This is a genomic window from Erythrobacter sp. NAP1, assembly GCF_000152865.1.
In the GTDB taxonomy this organism is placed as follows: Bacteria; Pseudomonadota; Alphaproteobacteria; order Sphingomonadales; family Sphingomonadaceae; genus Erythrobacter.
In genome coordinates this window covers 1771950-1791288 of the sequence record NZ_CH672390.1, presented here as the reverse complement: position 1 = coordinate 1791288, position 19339 = coordinate 1771950, and the positions used below count along the sequence as shown (strand labels likewise).

Here is a 19339-nt window from a genome sequence, read left to right as displayed (position 1 = left end):
CAGTCAGTCCTCCGCGTTGCGTTTCGAAGCGCCAATTCCGCGTTCCAGGATGGATCGAGCAGCCATCGCAACGCTCTCGCTGCTTTTCTCGTCGGACCAGACTGCAAAGCGCAAGCCGAGGAAGACATTCATACCCATCAGCGCCCAAGCATGCGCTTCTTCGATGTCCTCGCGCATCTCTCCCATCGCCGCACCTTCGCGCAGACGCGACAGAATTCGTTGTGCGGTCCCTTCGTAGTGAGCGCGATAAGCTTGCGGGTCGACGAACTCGGATTCGTCGATGATCCGGTAGATTTCCTTGTGCTCGCGCGCGAAGTCGAGAAAACTTGAGAGCGCAGCTTGCTCGATGTCGAACGCGTTGAACTGACCCCCGGCCTTGAGCTCGTCGACAGATTTACCAGCCGACACTTTCACCTGGCTGCTCAGGTGCTGGACAAGCGCCTGAAACAGCGCCTCCTTGCTGTCGAAGTATGTGTAGAACGAGCCAAGCGCGACACCTGCACGGCGAGTAATCGAACTTACCGATGCTTCGTGGAATCCCTTTTCGCCAAATTCCTCTGCCGATGCGTCGAGCAACTTGCGCAGAGTCTTGCGGCCGCGTTCCGTCCGCGGCGTCTTGGCGCCCGGTGCGTCGCTCAATTCGGTTGGTGTGTCGACCATACTTCCCCTCTGTTTGCGTGGATTAGGGGTAAGCGAGTGCATTCGCAAGAGAAGAACTTGAAAGGTGGTTCAACTTTCAGTAATGACCATCGCGAGAGGATTCTTGGGAGGAAAATTCAATGACCATTCGTTCGGTTATCACTCGCGCTGCACTTTTGTCCGGGAGCGCCGGCATCGCGCTCATTGCAGCTCCTGCGACAGCACAGACAACAAGCGCGGATGACGATGCAGGCGAAAGTGTCGGACAGGCTGGCAGCAATCAGATCGTCGTGACCGCCCGCCGGCGCGAAGAGCGTCTGCTGGACGTTCCGCTTTCAGTGACTGCGCTATCTGGCGAGCAACTTGAGCAACGCGGCATCCAGGAGCTGACGCAGGTTGCGCAGGAAATCCCCAATATCACGCTCGAGGTGAGCCGCGGGACAAACACCACGCTCACCGCTTTCATCCGCGGCGTGGGTCAGCAGGACCCGGTCGCAGGCTTTGAGGCAGGCGTCGGTCTTTACATCGATGACGTGTACCTCAACCGCCCTCAAGCGGCAGTGCTCGACGTTTACGATGTGGAGCGGATTGAAGTCCTGCGCGGACCCCAGGGAACTTTGTATGGCCGCAACACAATCGGCGGCGCGATCAAGTATGTGACCGCCAGTCTTCCTGACGAGACCAGCGTCACCGTGCGCGGCACTTACGGTTCTTATGATCAAGCCGATCTGATCGTCTCTGCCTCGACGCCCATCACTCCGAACCTCAAGATCGGGGCAAGCGGTGCTCGGCTTTCGCGCGGCGGGTTCGGCGACAACCTCACGCTCGGGACTGAGAATTACAACAAGGACATCTGGGCAGCGCGCGGAACTATCGAGTTCGACAATGGCCCGGTCTTTGTTCGCCTTTCCGGCGACTACGTGAAGGACAACAGCGAGGCACGCCAGGGCAGTCGCTTGATCCCCGGCCTGTTTTCAGGAGCGCCCGTGCTCGACGATGTGTTCGACACAAGGGCAGGGCTGAATGTCGTTGACCAGGAAGTTGAGGCCTATGGCGGCGCGCTCAACATCGCGATTGAGCTGTCTAACACAATCACCTTGAAGTCGATTACCGGCTATCGCGAGGACAGCTCGACGACCCCTATCGACTTTGACAGCTTGCCTGCGGCTGACCTTGATGTCCCGGCGATCTACGAGAACGACCAGTTCAGTCAGGAACTGCAGCTTCTTTATGAAGGCGATCGTCTGTCGGGAGTTTTCGGTGCCTATTACCTGAATGCGAGCGCTTTTACCGCGTTCGATGTGGCGCTTTTCACGACCGGGGACCTGATCGGTCTGCCGGGCCTCAACGCTCAGACACTGGGTGATGTGGACACCGAAACATTCAGCTTCTTCGGCGATTTCACCTATGACCTGACCGACACGATCAGCGTTTCGGTGGGTGGCCGCTACACCAACGACAAGCGCACAAGCCGTGTGTTGCGCACGACCTTTATCGGTGGGTTCTCGGACCTGTTCATCCCTAACAGCCCAGCAGTCGCGATTGCGACTACGAGCGATTTTCAGGGCAGCGAAACCTTCGAGGACTTCAACCCGCGCGCCTCGATCAGCTGGCAGCCGACGCCTGATCACAATATCTACTTCACCTATTCGCAAGGGTTCAAAGGCGGCGGCTTCGATCCGCGCGGACAGACGACCGCTGCGCCTGACCTTGATGGCGATGGCGACATCGATTTCGATGACCAGTTTGAATTCCTGCGTTTCGCACCCGAAACCGTCGACAGTTACGAGCTAGGCTGGAAGGCCTCGCTGCTCGACAACCGTCTGAATGTGAGCCTTGCTGCATTCATCGGCGACTATAACGATGTCCAGATTCCGGGCTCGGTCGGTCTCGACACGAATGGCGACGGCATCAACGATAGCTTTATCGGCATCACGTCGAACGCAGCAAGCGCGGACGTCAACGGTTTCGAGTTCGAAGGCAACGCGCTTGTGGGTGAAGACTTCGCCGGCGACGGCAGCCGCTTCAGCGTCAACTGGTCGCTTGGCTATCTCGATGCCAGCTTCAACACTTTCATTGATGCTTTCGGCAATGACGTGGCTGATCAGCGGGTTTTCCAGAACACGCCTGACGTGACTGCGCATATGGGTTTCGTGCTCGGCATTCCGGCAGCGGAAGGGATGATCGATTTCCTCGGCAGCGCGTCGCTACGCTCGGATGCCAGCCAGTTCGAAACGCCCAACCCGTTCCTCGATCAGGATGGCTTCGTGCTGGTTGATGCGAGTATCGTATACACCGACGATTCCGATCGCTTCTCGATCGGCGTACACGGCAAGAACCTGCTCGATAAGGAATATATCGTCGCAGGCTACAACTTCGTCGCAGGCGGCACGCCTCCGGGCACTCCGTTCGTACCGACGCTCGGCCTCGAAGGCACGTTGACCGGCTTCTATGGCGATCCGCGGCGGGTCTTTGTCACCGGAGAAATCCGCTTCTGATCGGGCGAAGTCGGTGAAGCCGATGACCCGATACGAAGACATCGAGTATTCCAGCGCGGATGGCCGCTTGAGGCTGTTTGCGCGGGATTACCAGGCCTGTCAGGCAAGCGATGCAGCGCCGCTCCTGATGATGCATGGTCTCACTCGCAACAGCGCTGATTTCGAGTCGCTCATCAAAGACCTTGATTGGCAGGGGCGAATGATCGTCCCTGACCAACGGGGGAGGGGGCGCTCGCAATATGATGAGGACCCCGCCAACTACCGTCCCGATATCTATGTCGAGGACATGTGGCGGCTGCTCGATAATCTCGGCATCGAACGCGTTGTTTGCATCGGAACATCCATGGGCGGCCTCATGTCGATGATGATGGGGGCGCAAAGACCCTCTGCGGTTACGAGCATCGTGCTCAACGACATCGGACCGTCCGTCAGTGAGGAAGGCCTCGATCGCATCCGCTCTTACGTTGGTCCGTCCGATCCGATGGAAGGCTGGGATGAAGCCGCAAGGCGCTGCAAACAGATCAACCAGGGTGCGCTCGACGGATTCGATCATGCGGACTGGGTCGCTTTCGCTCGGCGGACATGCGAGGAATTGAACGATGGCTCGGTCCGTTTCGCTTACGATCCGGGTATCGCGGAGGGCATGGCTGTTGAGGACACGAACGCCGTCCCACCGGATCTTTGGCAGATGTGGGAGGCGCTGCGAGACAAACCGGTCCTTACGATCCGCGGTGCGAAGAGTGACATCCTGACTGCGGAGACAGTGGCAGAGATGGGCCTGCGCCATCCCGATAACTTTTGTTCGGTCGAGATTGCGGGACGCGGCCATGCGCCCTTGCTTGATGAGCCGGAAGCTGTATCGGCCATCGCCTGCTTCCTTGACGAGACTTGCAAATGACCGACGTCGCAACGGCCAGGGCCGATCCGCATCGCAACACGGTGCTGTTCATGCTCCTGGTGGTTTACATCTTCAATTTCGTAGACCGCCAGATACTGTCGATCCTCGCGACCCCGATACAAGCGGACTTAGAGTTGAGCGATGGCGAGATGGGCTTGTTGGGCGGCCTTGCTTTCGCGCTCCTGTATTCGACGATGGCAGTACCGCTCGCAGCGCTGGCAGACCGGACGAGCCGGTCGTGGGTCATCACGGTTTCGCTCGCCGCATGGAGTGGCTTTACAGCGCTATGCGGGCTCGCGCAGAATTTCTGGCACATCTTTCTTGCACGTCTCGGGGTGGGAATTGGCGAAGCCGGCGGGGTTGCGCCATCCTATGCGTTGATTGGCGACTATTTCCCGAGCGAGAGGCGAGCGACTGCGCTCTCAGTCTATTCGCTCGGCATACCCATCGGCTCCGGGCTTGGCGTCCTGATGGGCGGCTATATCGCGGCCACGGTCGATTGGCGCACGGCGTTTTTCGTTGTTGGTCTCGCGGGCGTCCTCATCGCCCCACTCTTCAAATTCTTGGTGCGTGATAAGACGAAGAACGTGGAAGTGCCCGATGCGGCAGGCGAAATGCCCCAGCAGCCTACGCTCAGGGAGACGGCTGGCATCCTCGCGAAGAAGCCGTCCTTCTGGCTCCTTTCATTCGGTGCAGCGTCTTCTTCGATGCTCGGCTATGGCATCGCTTTCTGGCTGCCGAGCCTTTTGATCCGCAGTTTCGGTTTCGATCTCGTGCAAACCTCGCAATTCTATGGAGCCTTGCTGCTGATCGGCGGCGTAGCGGGCGTGCTTGCCGGGGGTATGCTGGCGGACAGGCTCGGCGGGCGTGATCGTGCATACTATGCCTGGTTGCCAGCGATTGCCTTCATTCTTGGCGCACCTCTTTTTGGCGCCGGAATTTTGAGCAGCGAAGCGCAGCTTGCTTTCTTCCTGTTCCTTCTGCCGCAAGCCCTATCCTATGTCTGGCTGGGTCCGGTCCTTTCGGCGATCCAGCATCTGGTCGTTCCGTCAGCGCGTTCGACCGCTTCGGCCCTGTTCCTGCTGATCAACAACCTCATTGGCCTTGGCGGCGGTATCTACGCGCTGGGCGCCTTGTCGGACTTCCTTGCGCCGACTTATGGAGACGAGGCTTTGCGCTTTTCGATGCTCTATGCGCTTGGTCTCTATGGTGTCGCAGGGGTCCTGATGGCGTTCGCGGGTCCAGCGCTTCGCCGCGACTGGGTGGCCGAGTAACAGCGCAAAGCTGCGTTTCATGGCCAAATTCGGCCACCTCCGATCCTGATCCTAAGCCGTTAAGCCACCGCCTAACAGCCTTTGTCATGGTCATGACAAGGACTGTGTGTGGCTCGCATGGCTCCCCGGTTCCATTGACGCTTGGCAGTCAATCAATGGGGAGTTTCAACGATGAAAAATGCAGTTTCGGGCCTCGCAGTCGCAGCGGTCATGACGGCTTTCGCCATGCCGGCGCCAGCGATGGCCGACGATGAAGAGTTGCAGCTGGTGACTTGTGAAGAGAGCCTCGGCACGATCGCGGTGGTCGATGGCGATACACAGGGTTGGGCCGATTTCAGCCTTGGTTCGCCGCGCGAACTCATCAACACGCTCGCTGTCGAATCCGGATGCTTCACTCCGCACAGCGCCGCGTCGGGCGTCCCGGCAGACTTCCTGATGAACGTTGTGGCTGGCACCACCGAGGAGGTCGACCAGTCGATTGAACTGGCCAAAACCGCTGCTGTCGAAGGGCTGGTGCGTTCGGGCGCAGCAGCTTCGGTCATGTCGCGTGTTCCGGGTGCAGGCGCAATGCTTGGCATGTTCGGCGGCCTTGGCGGGCGCAGCCAGCGCCTCGCCGCCGGGATCAAGCTTCTCTCTCCCGCAACAGGTCAGACTATTGTCACCGGATCGGGCGAAGTGCGCCGCACCTCGCTCAGCTTCCGCCGCAACTCGACGTGGGGCACGCGTGCGGACGAAATCGGTTATCGCAGCAGCGGCAAGGGCAAGAAACTGGTCGAAGCCTTCGTCATCGCTTTCAATCAGGTGGTGGCACAGGATGCGACTATCACCTCAATCCCAAAAATGAGCGCAGCCGCAGCCGAAGAGCCGACGGTGGCAACAGTGGCAGTGGCAACCTCCATGATGGCGATGCCGATGGATGATGCCGAAGTCGTGCGTGGCCTCATGGAAGGCACGACTCTTTCGCCGACCGGCAAGCGCGAAGGCCTGTTTATCGAGGTCGAGGACAATTTCGGCACCAAGGGCTGGGTCTCGGTCGAAGCGCTCAACTAAAGAGGCAAGGGGGAAGGCGGGAGGGCGCATCAGCGTTTCTTCCGCCTTTTGCGTCAAACGCTTGCAGGGGCAACACAGGCATGGCAGCTTTTGATCCTCAGGGGCATGCGCTGGCGGGCGCGAACAGCCAGGGTGGGGGAATGGACAGGACGCCGCTTCGGATACTTTATGTAGAGGACGATGCGCGCTCGGCTGCCGCGGTAAGCGAGCTTGCCGAACAGAGCGGCGATGTGATCGTCTGGGAAGAGCAGGGCAGCGGAGCCCTGCTTCGTGCAGGCATGGAAGCGTTCGACGTCATCATCCTCGACCGCATGCTCGACGATATCGACGGTCTGACCATCACTAAAAGGCTGCGCGAAAGTGGGATCGGAACGCCGATCCTGATCCTGTCGGCTCTGGGCAGAAGTGCGGACCGGACCGACGGGCTCGATGCGGGTGCGGACGATTACATGGCAAAGCCGTTTGAGCCCGAAGAATTGATGGCGCGTCTGCGCGCCCTGCATCGCCGATCCCAGGGGCGCGAGCACAGCGCGGTCATCATCTACGGTGCCTTCGAGTGCCACCTCAAGGCACGAACCGCTTTTCGCGATAACCGCCATCTTGCTCTCAGCCCGAAAGAGTTCGAGCTGTTCCGCTATTTCATGGAGAATGCCGGAGAGACCGTCACGCGCGAGATGCTGTTGCGCGACGTTTGGAAAATGGACTTCGATCCGCAGACCAATGTGGTCGATGTCAACATCGGGCGGTTGAGGCGCAAGCTTGAAGAAGGCTTCGATGCGCCCGCGCTCGAAACGATCTGGGGATCGGGATACCGCATCCTCGACGGGAGGTAGGCATCGAGGCGCGCCGCTCAATATTCTCGCGCCTTGTTCTGGCCGCGATAGGTCTCTCTCTGGCGCTTGTGCTGGCGCTCTGGTTCGTCACCCACCAGACAGTGCTATCGACCTTGAACGAGGGCGCTGAAAGCGAGGTTGATGTCGATATTGCCGGGTTGGTCGACATCTATGCGACGAGCGGTCAGGGCGAGCTCGAACGCCGGATCGCCGACCGGATCGCGCTGACGCCATCGGAGGGCAGCACGCCGCATTATCTCCTCGCTGACAACGCGGGGAACGTCATCGCAGGCGATATTGCAAGCTGGCCGGGTTTGGATGCTCGGGTTTCTGAAGCTGGCGTGATTGCGATCGGAGATCAGTCCGAGGCGTTTGCGCGAGCGGTTCAGCTTGGCCCCGATCTGCGGCTGCTCGTGGCGCGGCGAATTGATGGCAATGATGCGGTGCTTCGCAATGTTACGCTCGCCTTTGCATTCGCAGGTACCTTCTTTGTGGTGCTCGTCGCACTCCTTGGAAGGCTCGCCGCGCTCAAACTCCAGCGACGCATTGGCCAAATCAACTCCGCCTTTCGTGACCCCGAAGCCGAAAGCGAATTGGAGCAGCGGATCGAGGGCGATGAGATCGACGAGCTTGCGAGCCATTCGGCAAAGGCATTGCGGCGTCAGCGAAACCTTATGGAAGCATACAAGGAAACCTCCGAACAGCTTGCACACGAGATGCGCACGCCCCTCTCACATCTCGACAACCGCCTCCTGAAGGCGCTGCAATCCGGGCCTGAGGCGAAGGTTGGTGAACGGCTGGTTGAAGCACGGGCGGAGATCAAGCGGCTCGTGCAAACGCTGGAGTCGCTGCTCGACATTGCGTCCAGCAAGACGCGCCGCGGAGATGCAGCTGGCCTCGAACCTGTCGACCTCAGTGCGCTGATCTCGCGCATTTGCGACCTTTATTCAGGCAGTGCGGAAGAGACAGGACATGAGCTGGTCTGCGACGTAGAGCCGGGCGTGGTGATCGATGGTGAGGAGCACCAACTTGGTCGTCTTTTGACCAACCTGCTCGATAATGCGTTGAAATATGTGCCCGCCGGTGGCCGCATCGAGGTGATCCTCTTTCAAGGGCCAGAGCTGGTCATTCGAGATGACGGCCCGGGCATCGCGCCATCCGACCGTCTGCGGATATTCGAGCGTTTCTATCGCGGGAGGGCGAGCATGAACGAAACGCACGGAAGCGGCCTGGGATTGGCGCTCGCGCAGGCGATTGCCGAGCGGCATGGGCTAAGCCTGACGCTCGATTATACTGACAGGGGAGCCAGTTTTCGCCTTAGCTGAGGCCATTCTTCGGCGTCGTATCCATACAAGAGGTTAGCTTGAGGAAGCAGTAATCAATTCATGGGGCTTGGGGAGAACGGACATGGCAAGATCATTGTTAATCCTCGCGATTTTCGCGGCAGCAGCCTGTGTTCCTGCTCAACGTGCGTCAGGAAATGCTGCGGCCCAGGCAAACGGACCAGATGCCGTCGAACCACGAGCCACCAGGATCGCCCGTTCGCTTGCTGAGGCCGAAGCCGCTTACACCAGCGGGGAACAGGCGAAACTTGCTTCGCTCGTCGGATCGCTGCGAGCAAGCGGGCTCGCCAAGCACGCGGAAGCCGAGGACGACGCACTTGCCACATGGTCGGATGCAACCGGCGCTGAAGCGGCCCCTTATCGAGGGCGTTTGCTCGGCCCGGCCTATGTTCGTGGCGAGCTTGCCGCAGGAGAAGTCTGGCGCAGCGCCCAGACCTTCAAATCGGGCGTGCCAAGTACTCTCGCGGTCTCTCACGAAGGATCGGGCCCGGTGCGGATGAAAGTGCGCGATCAAAGCGCTCGCGCCATCTGCGACCCGGGAAGAGTTAACAAGCCAGCCTGCCGGTTCACGCCGATGTACACCCAGCGCTACGAGATTGAGCTCGTGAACGAAGGAACGGGCCGTGCCGTCTATTTCCTCGTTTTTGACTAAGGGCTTTTTTGCAGCGACGAGCTTGCTGCTGGCTAGCCCGGCAGCCGCGCAATATTTCGACGTCTACGGTGAGGCAAACCGCACTTTGCCAGCGGCGCAAGCGGCATTTGATGCGATGCCTGAAAATGCGAGCATGCAGCTTCGCGCCGAGCGGGTGTCCGGCCTCATCATGGGCCTGATCGGGAAGGCCAAATATAAGGAAGCCTACGAGCTTTTTCTCGCAAACCAGTCGCTGGCGCTTCATCCCGATGCCCGGATGGCTGCGATTGGTCATGGCCTGGTTGCCTTCACCAAGGACGAGGCTCTGGCTGCGCAGTACATCGAGACTCTGGAGCAATTCGCCCAAACGGAAAGTTGCGCGCCATGCTATGCGCGGACCTTCGCAGCGCACCACCTCGCTCGCTATTTCTTCAACGTTGAAGACGATCTTGCGAAATCGATCCGATGGCACAAGCGGGCGCTGGATTTGTCGCGCGAGGATCTGGCGCCTCGTGATCCCGCGCGCGTGAACTTCGCCTATCAATATGCTGCCTATCTCCGCAATCAGGATCTCGAAGCGGCGGAACTCGCTACTCGCGAGACCGAGGCGCTCGCTCTGGAATTGCTTCCGCGCGACGATCACCTTGGTTGGCTTTACGTGTTTCTCAACAATGCGCTCGTGGCGCTCGACAAGGGGCGAATTGGCGAGGCGGCCGAGTTGTTTTCCAAGATCGCCGATATCGGGGTGAAGGAGTGGGGACCAAGTGATCCGCAACTCCTCGGCATATATCAGAACACCGCGATCTTGCTGTCACGTGTGGGGCGGACCGAACAGGCGGTAGAGGTGGCTCTTACAGCTGAGGCCAACCAGGCTTACTCCGACGAGCGCGAACTGGGATATCACCATTCTCTGATTGCTCGGCTTTTGTTCGAAGATGCGCGCGGAGAAGAAGCGATATCCTATTATCGCCGGGCCTTGGACACCTACAATGCAGCCTCGGATGATGAAACGACCGTGGCCCGAACTCGATTGGACCTCGCCAATGCGCTTAGCGTGGCCGGTGAGCACGACGAGGCGATATCCTTGTCGCAGCGCGCGCTTGAGACTTACAAAAAGCTGGACGCCATCAATCCGGATCGCCGCACGCGGCAGTCCACCGCCGCGCTAATCCATGCCCGGGCAGGCCATATCGCGGATGCTGGTGCCATCATGGGGGAGGTACTCGGCGCAAACGAGGAAGCCCTGCTCGATATCTACAGCCGAGATCAGGAGCGTGCGGCGATTGCGTCCGATGGCAAGACGATCTTCCGGGATTCGACGCTTGTAGCACTGCTAAGTGCGGACGTTGAACGCGCTTGGCGTAGCGCGCAGCTTGCAGTGATGAGCGATCTTCAGGCTAGCGCTGTTGCCTTGACCTATCCCGGCGACCCGGACGGTTTCACTGCGGCTTTGGAAAATGTTCGAACAACGCGTGCGGCCGAGGTCGCCGCGCGAGAAAGCCTCGCAGCTGGTGAAGGTTCAGCCAACGCGCTTGCCGACGCAAGCGACGTACGAAAAGCGGCAGAACTGGCGCTTGAGACGCGGTATCCCGATCACGCTGATTTCCTGAGGCCACGGCCACTTTCCATACAGCAAGCGCAAGCGATCTTGAGTGACGACGAGGCATATCTTGTACCGCTGGTATTCTCCGATCGCGTGGTAACGATTGCAATCACGTCCGACGGGTTTGTCTGGGGCGAGTCTACCAGCGAACTCTATTCGACACGCGAGCTGGTCGAACGCTTGCGTGCATCTCTGGACGCAGGGCTCGGCGGGGATAGGACCTTCGATGCCGATGCGGCTCACGAACTGTATCGGCGCATATTCACCGATGAGATCGTTGCCGGGCTCGATGGAAAGGCGAAGCTCATCTTTCCAGCAGGCGGTTCATTCGCCGCGATCCCACCTTCCGTTTTGGTCAGCCGTCCCCCTGAAGAAAGCGCCGCGCCCGCATATCTCATCCGCGAATACGCGATCGCGATCACTCCGGGGCTTGGTCTGCGCAAAAGGGATTTCACGTCTTCGGCAATGGCATTTGCCGGAATAGGCGCGCCGACCCTTGCTGCGGCGCCAGCGGACCGCTCCGGACTGCGCGGCGCGGTGGTCGATGTGAACAGCATTCTCGCGTTGCCTTCACTGCCTGGCGCCATGTCCGAGCTTGAAGCCTTGCGCGACGCGTTCGCCGATAGTCAGCCGCTCATCATGACAGGTGATGCGGCGACCGAAGCTGCCGTCCGCTCCGCTTCTCTTGAACAGTATGAGGTTCTTGCCTTTGCCACTCATGGCTTGGTCAGTGGTCAGATTTCTGGCCTCTCAGAGCCAGCACTTGTGATGACACCTGAACCAGGAACCGCTTCTGCTGAGAATGACGGATTGCTCACCGCGAGCGAGATCGCGCAGCTCAGGCTTGCGGCGCAATGGGTAATCCTGTCGGCATGCAACACGGCGGCTGGAGAAGGACGCCATTCGCCGACGTACAGTGGGCTGGCTCGCGCGTTTCAGCTTGCAGGAGCGCGGTCTCTCCTGCTGTCGCACTGGCCTGTGCGCGATGACGCGGCTTCGCGGCTGAGTATCAAAACACTCACCGCATCACGAGCGGGGATGTCGCGCAGCGAAGCTCTGCGTCAGGCGCAATTGAGCCTGATCAACGATGCTAATGTGCCCGGGGGAAGTTCGCCGTCGGTGTGGGCGCCATTCGTCCTGATCGAGTAGCCGCAACGCGCAGATCAACCGATCTTGAGGCTGAGCACATTGTGGTTGCCGCGCCTTGCGTAGACCATGTCCTGCGCCCAGGCGCGGACGATCGCAATGCCGATGCCGCCTCCAGTCTGCGGGTGAGGGCTAGTGAATGCGGGCGCTTTGGCGAGATTGAACGAAGCTCCGTCATCTTCGACCTCGAGCACGACCGCATCGCCAGATCGGGAAAGGGACATCCACAAGGAAACATCGCAGTCCCCACCGCCATGTCGAAGAGCGTTGGAAACAAGCTCTTCTACGATGATCGAGACCTTGACCACGGTACGCTCACAAAGTCCGGTCTGGTTCATGAACTCGCGTGCAAACTCAATCGCATCCAGGATCGAGGGACGCGGATCGTGACCTGCGGCCACAAAAGCAGAAAAGCGTCTCCTTTGATCCATAATTGTATGCTAACACAGACTCCGATGGAGGGAAGATATGCAAAAAATTTGGCTCTTGGTTGCTGCCCTGCTTGCCATGGTAGCGCAACCTGCGTTTGCGAATGAGATCGGGCGCGTCAAGAATGTGACCTCTGAAGGGGTCAACATCATTCGGGCTGGTGACCGGATACAAGCCACATCGGGCCTTCAGTTATTCGAAGGCGATATTGTGGAAACTACCCGCAGCGGACGCGTTGGAATTACCTTCATCGATGACACTCGTATCGCAGTCGCTCCAGGCAGTCGCATGATTATCTCGCGATACAGTTTTGATCGTGCCCGCCGCACTGGCGCTTCTGAAATGAACGTTGAGCGCGGCAAGGTCGGGGTTGATTCCGGTCAGCTCTCGTCGACCGGGAACATGCGTTTTCGGGCAGGCTCTTCGACCCTTGGAGTAGCAGGTACCCACTTCATCATAGAGGTCGATGCCTGATGCGACTTATACTAGCGCTGGGGGGCGCGCTGGTTCTTGCCGGATGTGCAACCTCCAAAGAACGTGTAACGCTGCTGGATCCGGCTGAAACGCCGGGGAGCGCAAACAGCGAAATGGGATCGGTGGTGGTGATCCATGGAGATGGAGAAACAACACCAATCACCATGGCCAACCAGCAGGCGCAACTGCGCGGCGATCGGCCTCCGACCGTTAGGCAATTGAGCGCTCGAAGTGACGTTCACTCGGATGTCATGGCAGGGCTGCCATTGCCCGTTGCGGCGCAGAGCTTCACTTTTGCTCGAAACACTGAGGCCCTAGATTCGGAAGAGCTGGGAAAACTTCAGACGTTTCTTCAAGCCTATCTGGTGAGCTATTGCGTTTACTATCGCGGCCTATCAGCATCTGAATGCGAGGACCCTGACCTACCGCCAGCTGAAGCCGACCTTCCGGAATTCCGCGTGATTATCGAAGGTTTTACCGATTCTGCGGGTTTACCCGAAACACCCGACGATGTTCTTGAGCAGAGGAATCAGGATCTGTCACAAGACCGCGCAAACGGCGTGAGAGATCAGGTTCTGGCTTTGGTGCAACAGGCAGGAATTCCGATCACAGCTGCTCAGATCTCTGCACGTGGTAATGGTCAGTATGCAGCATTGCGCAAACACAATGGTCGGCGTGTAGATGATTCGGAGTTTCGGGTTGTCTCAGTGACCGTTCGGTGAAGCTTCTAGGCGAGTGATCTTCGCGTCACTCGCCCAGATATCGAAGCGCGAAGATGGTGAGATCATCGGCGGGATCGGCATCGCCTTCAAACTGGGCGATCCTGTCCGCTAGGTATTGCACCCGCGCACCCGCGCTCGCGCCTTGCTGTTCCTCGAGCGCCTTGATCACGCCGTCAAAACCGAACTGTGCCTTTTGCAAGTTCTCGGCATCGGTAGCGCCATCACTGATAAGGACCAAGGTATCGCCTTGCTCCAGTTGCACGCTTTCAATCTGATAGGGAAACCCGTCAAAACTTCGAAGCCTTGGCCCGCCTCTGAGGTTGACCATCTCGACTTTGCCTTCTGCGTAGACACGTAACGGATTTTCATGCCCGGCATTGACCATTTCGACCTTTCCGCTGGCGCAATCGATAACACCTGCAAGGAGGGTCAGGTCCATTGCATCGTCTTCTTCGCGAGACAGTTCGTCATTGAGAGCAATAACGGCATCGTCCAATCGAGCGCCGTGCGAGAGAAACTTGCTCTTCGCCGCAGTCTTGGAAAAGGCCATGAACAACGCAGCGCCCAAGCCCTTGCCGCTGACATCGCCGACGAGAAAAAGAAGGCGATCGTCCTCCAACTCGAACGCGTCATAGAAGTCGCCGCCGACCGATTTTGCAGGCCTTAGTTTCGCGCCGATCTCTGTCCGTCTTCCGAGGTCTGCGAGCCTTTCGGGGCTCGGAACCATGCGCAATTGCAGGTCGCGGGCATTCTCGTTTTCCTTCTTTTGCTCGGCCTCTCTGATCCTCTGCGCGACCAGTTCCTGAAGCGCGATGGCGTAGCGGGCGAGGAGCAGACCCAACGCCGCAAAGATGGCCACAATGAGCGGCCGCGCGGGATCGAAAAGCAGGTTTGCCTGCGCGTAGGCAAGATAGGATCCGACAGGCAAGGCCAGGCCGATTGCAGCCGCCGGAGCGAGAAGCCAATTGTTGAACGTCAGGCTGGCACCGAGAAGCAGCGCGACCAATCCAATCGCAACAGCCACCTCAAGTGCTTTCGAGGATGATGGGTAGGCCAGCCATTCGCCCTTCAATATCGCGTCGACGGCCTGAGCCTGAACGACGGGTCCTGGAATTTCTGAACCATGAGGGGTGGCCACGATGTCGTATGTGCCGGTTGCCGCGAGACCCAATATGACGACCTTTCCGCGCAGCCTTTCGTCTGGCTCTTCAGAATTCATGATCTGGACTGCGGGGATGACCCTAGACTCGTACTTTTCGTCGTAAGGGGACATCTTGAACAACAGGCTGCCGCTCTCATCGGACGGGATCGCCCGATTTCCCATTTTGAGTGTCCGACCGTCCCACCGCACAGGTTCGCCGCCCGCCTTGATCCGAGCGAGTTCGACCGCAAAGCCGTTTCCGATGTTGCCTCCAGCTCTCACTGCTAATGGCACCCGGCGCAGAATGCCGTCGTCGTCAGGCGGACCGTTGACGAATGCTTGAGAAAACGCGGACGTATCAAACTTGCTGATGCTTGCGAGAACTTCTGGTCGGGACAAGGTGCCCGGCGGCGGTTCGCCTTCAACCGCGCTTGTGTTGAATGTCATTTCCTGCGCCGGAACACCCAGTGGAGAACCTTCCGGTTCGGCCACGCGCGCAAGGACGCTTGGCGATTGAGGTGACGCGATAATATCACTCAAAAAATCGTCGAAATTTGGCAGAGACGTGATTTGGCTTTTGAGCGATGAGTCGATTTCAGTATCGAGGTAATTCTCGACAAAAGCGTCTGGCCTGTTGGGGTCCTCTTTCAAGAAGTAGATGTCGATCCCAATAGCAGAAGGCTGCGCTTGGGTCATTTTGAACAGGAGCTTGGCAACGTTGAAACGTGTCCACGGCCATTGACCGTAAGCGGCAATCGAATTGTCATCGATCATTACAACGACAACTTGATCGTCCATCAGTTCGCGCGCATCCGCCCTTTGCCAGGCGTCGAACACAAGCCGGCGTTCAAAATCCTGGCCGATCCATGTGATGAGCGAGCCGATGAGCGCGCCTATCATCACCGCCACTACCGCTAGGCGGCGGGCGCTGCTTTGCGGATTGCCGGATTTAGAGTTCGACACAGAGTCCGTCGTAAGAGCACAGAACTTCGAGTTCGGTGTCGTTGCGGGTCAGTTCTTCGTAGCGAATGGTCTCGGAATGCATGCGCTGAATATCAGCATCGCTGTATGTCGGCTCATGATGGAAGAGCGCCAGTCTCTTCGCGCGCGCTTCGTGACAAAGATCGACCGCTACGATGTTCGAGGAATGGCCCCAGTCCTCTTTCATGGAGACACTGTCGGCGAGCGAGTACATCGTATCGGCGATGACCAAGTCCGCATCGGCCATGAAGTCGGCCATGGCGGATTCGTCTTCCATCTTGTCGATCTTGTACTCGGCATCGGTGGAATAGATCGCAACACGCCCATCTGCGCTCTTGAAGCGATAGCCATAGCTTGCATGCGAATGTTCCTGCCGGATCATTGCCACGGTCAGCTCGCCGATCTGGTATTCGCGTTCGGTCTCAAGCGTGCGGAACTCGATATCCGCCTTCAGCCAGTCGAAGGGAACCGGAAAGGAAATCTCTTCCTGTTGACGACGCAGTGCCTCTTCGGCGTCGGCATGGCCAGCATGGATAATGACCTTCGCCCCATCGACAAAGGCAGGGACGAAGAAAGGGAACCCCATGATGTGGTCCCAGTGAAGGTGTGACAGAAAGAAATGCCATTCTTTTGGGCGGTTGCCGTCGGATAGTCGCCGCAAGGTATCGAGACCGAATTCTCGCAGTCCTGAACCCATGTCGCAAACTACGAAGGCACCGTTGCCGGCATCAACTTCCACGCAGCTTGTCGCACCGCCATAGCTTTGGCCAACAGCGAATTCGAGCTCGTCACGAGCGAATTCAATCGCGGCTTCTTTATCCTCGAAGCTCTTGCCATTTGCTTTGAGGAGTGCGTCGGCGACCTTGTCAGTTATCGTGGAGGCGTGAGGAGCAACCGGCAGCGACCCGCGCGTCCCCCAAAACCGGATATGCATAAATTCCCCCCCTTATGCATTTTAGTGTCCGATTGCGTCCTCGATCGTGTCAGCAACTCGGAAAACCATGTCGTAGCGACTTATCGCGAGAATTTCTCGCATGGTTTCGTTCGGTCTGGCAAGCACGATTGTCGTGTCAGTTTCCTGACCAGCACGCTGGGCAAGGGTCAGGGCGCGAAGGCCGCGCGACGACATATAGTCGATACCTGCAAGGTCGATAACGGCGTTGGCTGGCGCCGCCTTCACGTGTTCGATCAGGTTGGTTTTGAAGTTGTCCGCGGTCGATTCGTCGACCCGTCCTGAAGGTGCGATAATAAGCGCACTACCGCGTTCTTCGGTTTTCCAGTCGAGTTCTGCGCCTGTCATACGAGTTGCATAGCGTGGCTTAACCGGATTGCCAAATGCCGCACGCCTGCGCGTGTGGCTTGCATCATACGCACCTAGGACTGGCGATATTGCGGCGATGTTCTGCACGATTTTTCTGCCTTGTTTTGCGACCTGGATTGGGGGGCCTCGCCACCCAATCAGCAGAAAGTAAATTTTCTCCTATTGCAGGGCTATTCCGTGCGCTTCGAAGGGCGCACGCCGCGGCGCACCAGCGCTTGTGTCCGCTTATCCTTGTGAAAACGCGACAACTTCACATCTGCACCCACCTATCACTTCTCATACCCTTGTTTTCAGGACGGAACGCGGTATCACTAAGGGAACAAACGGGTCGCCCAACTGCGATGCCTGATGAAAGACAAAAGTCGTTTCAGGCCTATTTCGCGAGTTCGTCGAAGCGCAATATCTGCTTCGAGGCGCTTTCGAGCGCTGAATGGGGGCAAAGATGGGGGCACGTTTGTCAACACTTGATCAATTGTCGAATTGCGTTCGGTTTTCATCGGATGCTGGTCCTGAGTCTTTGAATGACGCGGTGAAAAGCGGGCTAAGGCGCGGAACGATTGCCGGCTCGATTTCGTCATTTGCAATCGCCGCAATGGCGCTCGCTCCGTTCGAGGCTGCATCGGCTCAAACGGCGCCAGGTGCGCAACTGCCTCCGGTCACGACCCCTCCAGCACGAAACCAATTGACGCCTCCAGAGCTTCGCCGTGAAGATCGAAGCGTCACGCTGACGATCGACGGTGATTTAGAACGCTCACCCTGTGTGCTCGATCGCGAGGAATATTCCGAGATTACGCTAACGCTCTCAGGCGTTCAGTTTTCTGGCCTAGAGAAAGTTCCCGGCCTCTCGCTTCAAGATGCCTATGACGGCTATCTTGGCCGTGAACTCCCGCTTGCGGTTTTGTGCGATATCCGCGCACAGGCCAATTCGATCCTTCGCTCACAGGGTTACCTGGCTACCGTCGAGATTCCGGAACAGAATCTCAGCGACGGTGTCGCCGATTTCGGAGTGGTGTTCGGCAGGCTGACAGGCGTTCGCGTCCGCGGCGATGCGGGGCCATCCGAAGGGCTTGTCGCCGCATATCTCGAAAAACTTACGGACGAGCCTGTCTTCAACACCCAGGAGGCGGAGCGATATCTATTGCTTGCTGACGACCTCCCCGGCGTCGCGGTGCGACTCTCGCTGCGCCCTGCTGCGGGCGGAGCGCCTGGGGACCTGTTGGGTGAAATCGCTGTCGTGCGCCAGCGCGGGGTCATCGATCTGAACGTTCAGAATTTCGGCTCGAAGGCCATCGGGCGCTTTGGTGGCCTCGTCCGCGGCGAGGTTTATGACATCACCGGGCTGGGTGATCGAACGTCGGTTGCTGCCTATTCAACGCTAGAGTTTACCGAGCAACAAACGTACCAGTTCGGTCACGATTTTGCCGTGGGCGGAGAAGGTCTGCGGCTCGGAATGAATCTCACCTACAGTGTGACCAATCCTGATGTCGGCCTTCCGAACTTTGACGTTGATTCAGAGACTTTCCTCGCTGGCATTTTCGCGACCTATCCACTCCAGCGTTCGCGCCGGTCGAGCATCTTTGCTGCGGGCGGTTTCGATCTCGTCAACCAGGAAGTCGACGTCAACAACTTTGCCTTGTCGACCGATCGCGTGCGCACGTTGTTCGCCAGGATTTCTGGTGAACGCACCGATGAGCGCAGCGTGCGGCGGATCGATGGCTACTCGCCGTTTGAGCCGCGCTGGCGTTATCGCTGGGGCTTCGAAGTGCGCAAGGGACTCGACGTTTTCGAGACTAGCCCCGATTGCAGAGCGAACCCGCTCGCTTGCACCACCGGTGGCTCAATTCCGCCAAGCAGGATCGAGGCTGATCCCGAGCCGCTGCTGTTCCGGTATGACGGAGCACTGGAGTTTCGTCCTGACCCCATGGTGACCTTCTCGTTGGAGACGTTTGCACAGTATTCCGACGATCCGCTTCCAGCATTCGAAGAGTTCGCAGCAGGCAGCTTCTCGATTGGTCGTGGATACGATCCGGGCGCCGTCCTTGGCGACAGCGGCGTCGCGGCTTCGTTTGAGGTCAGCTACGGCACGCTCGCACCCGCCGGGCCGGAAGAGGTCGCTTACCAGCCATACGTTTTCACTGACGTTGCCTATGCCTGGAACGAAGATCCCAGCCGCAGGCCGCTCAATCCCGATCGCCTCTGGTCAGCTGGCGGCGGCGTGCGTGCTGCATGGGGCTCCAAGATCCAGGCTGACGCATTTGTCGCGGTCCCGCTCGAACGCCCGGACCTCGCGATACAACGCGGCGACGTCCGCTTCATGTTCAGCGTAACCGCCCGACTTTTCCCGTGGAGATACTAA

At 58.6% G+C, this 19339-nt stretch carries 16 protein-coding genes; 11 read left to right on the top strand and 5 right to left on the bottom strand.

Annotation, left to right across the window (positions count from 1 at the left end):
* Nucleotides 1-3: 3 nt before the first annotated feature.
* Nucleotides 4-660, bottom strand: a complete 657-nt coding sequence (locus NAP1_RS08545; RefSeq protein WP_007164874.1) for a TetR/AcrR family transcriptional regulator — start codon at nt 658-660, stop codon at nt 4-6.
* A gap of 119 nt (nt 661-779) precedes the next feature.
* On the opposite strand from NAP1_RS08545, the gene NAP1_RS08540 reads away from it, so the two are divergent.
* The 8 genes from NAP1_RS08540 to NAP1_RS15915 all read left to right on the top strand — a co-directional run bounded on the left by NAP1_RS08540 (nt 780) and on the right by NAP1_RS15915 (nt 11918).
* Nucleotides 780-3137, top strand: a complete 2358-nt coding sequence (locus NAP1_RS08540; protein ID WP_007164873.1) for a TonB-dependent receptor — start codon at nt 780-782, stop codon at nt 3135-3137.
* Between the two features lie 22 nt (nt 3138-3159).
* A complete protein-coding gene (locus NAP1_RS08535; RefSeq protein WP_007164872.1) occupies nt 3160-4035 on the top strand; it encodes an alpha/beta fold hydrolase in 876 nt (291 codons plus the stop codon).
* Nucleotides 4032-5309, top strand: a complete 1278-nt coding sequence (locus NAP1_RS08530) for an MFS transporter (protein ID WP_007164871.1) — start codon at nt 4032-4034, stop codon at nt 5307-5309. The genes NAP1_RS08535 and NAP1_RS08530 overlap by 4 nt, the downstream gene beginning before the upstream one ends.
* Nucleotides 5310-5480: 171 nt before the next feature.
* Complete coding sequence (locus tag NAP1_RS08525; RefSeq protein ID WP_007164870.1) at nt 5481-6359, top strand: SH3 domain-containing protein; 879 nt, start codon at nt 5481-5483, stop codon at nt 6357-6359.
* 140 nt (nt 6360-6499) lie between these two features.
* The gene (locus tag NAP1_RS08520; protein WP_040464853.1) at nt 6500-7192 is read left to right on the top strand and encodes a response regulator transcription factor; all 693 of its coding nucleotides are present in this window, start codon (nt 6500-6502) and stop codon (nt 7190-7192) included.
* A gap of 68 nt (nt 7193-7260) precedes the next feature.
* Nucleotides 7261-8517: a HAMP domain-containing sensor histidine kinase gene (locus tag NAP1_RS08515; protein WP_007164868.1), complete on the top strand. Its 1257-nt coding sequence runs from the start codon at nt 7261-7263 to the stop codon at nt 8515-8517.
* Nucleotides 8518-8599: 82 nt separating this feature from the next.
* On the top strand, nt 8600-9187 hold the full coding sequence (locus NAP1_RS08510; RefSeq protein ID WP_007164867.1) for a hypothetical protein: 588 nt from the start codon (nt 8600-8602) through the stop codon (nt 9185-9187).
* Nucleotides 9159-11918, top strand: coding sequence for a CHAT domain-containing tetratricopeptide repeat protein (locus NAP1_RS15915; RefSeq protein WP_156777228.1), 2760 nt, complete (start codon nt 9159-9161; stop codon nt 11916-11918). Before NAP1_RS08510 ends, NAP1_RS15915 begins: the two co-directional genes overlap by 29 nt.
* 14 nt (nt 11919-11932) lie before the next feature.
* Here the strand turns inward: NAP1_RS15915 and NAP1_RS08500 are convergent, their stop codons facing one another.
* Complete coding sequence (locus tag NAP1_RS08500; protein WP_007164865.1) at nt 11933-12346, bottom strand: ATP-binding protein; 414 nt, start codon at nt 12344-12346, stop codon at nt 11933-11935.
* Nucleotides 12347-12383: 37 nt separating this feature from the next.
* Between NAP1_RS08500 and NAP1_RS08495 the strand changes: the two genes are divergently transcribed.
* Nucleotides 12384-12818, top strand: a complete 435-nt coding sequence (locus NAP1_RS08495; protein WP_007164864.1) for a FecR domain-containing protein — start codon at nt 12384-12386, stop codon at nt 12816-12818.
* Nucleotides 12818-13540 (top strand): OmpA family protein, encoded by a 723-nt coding sequence (locus NAP1_RS08490; protein WP_007164863.1) that lies wholly within the window; start codon nt 12818-12820, stop codon nt 13538-13540. Before NAP1_RS08495 ends, NAP1_RS08490 begins: the two co-directional genes overlap by 1 nt.
* Before the next feature lie 25 nt (nt 13541-13565).
* Here NAP1_RS08490 and NAP1_RS08485 read toward each other — a convergent pair whose 3' ends face one another.
* Genes NAP1_RS08485 through NAP1_RS08475 form a run of 3 tightly spaced genes read right to left on the bottom strand, consistent with a single transcriptional unit; the run spans nt 13566 to nt 17070 of the window.
* Nucleotides 13566-15581, bottom strand: a complete 2016-nt coding sequence (locus NAP1_RS08485) for a CHASE2 domain-containing protein (RefSeq protein ID WP_007164862.1) — start codon at nt 15579-15581, stop codon at nt 13566-13568.
* A 49-nt stretch (nt 15582-15630) separates the two neighbouring features.
* Nucleotides 15631-16596 carry an MBL fold metallo-hydrolase gene (locus NAP1_RS08480; RefSeq protein ID WP_007164861.1) on the bottom strand — a complete coding sequence of 322 codons (966 nt, stop codon included), beginning with the start codon at nt 16594-16596 and terminating at the stop codon, nt 15631-15633.
* 21 nt (nt 16597-16617) lie between these two features.
* A complete protein-coding gene (locus tag NAP1_RS08475; RefSeq protein ID WP_241761201.1) occupies nt 16618-17070 on the bottom strand; it encodes an STAS domain-containing protein in 453 nt (150 codons plus the stop codon).
* Nucleotides 17071-17575: 505 nt separating this feature from the next.
* On the opposite strand from NAP1_RS08475, the gene NAP1_RS08470 reads away from it, so the two are divergent.
* The gene (locus tag NAP1_RS08470) at nt 17576-19339 is read left to right on the top strand and encodes a ShlB/FhaC/HecB family hemolysin secretion/activation protein (RefSeq protein ID WP_241761200.1); all 1764 of its coding nucleotides are present in this window, start codon (nt 17576-17578) and stop codon (nt 19337-19339) included.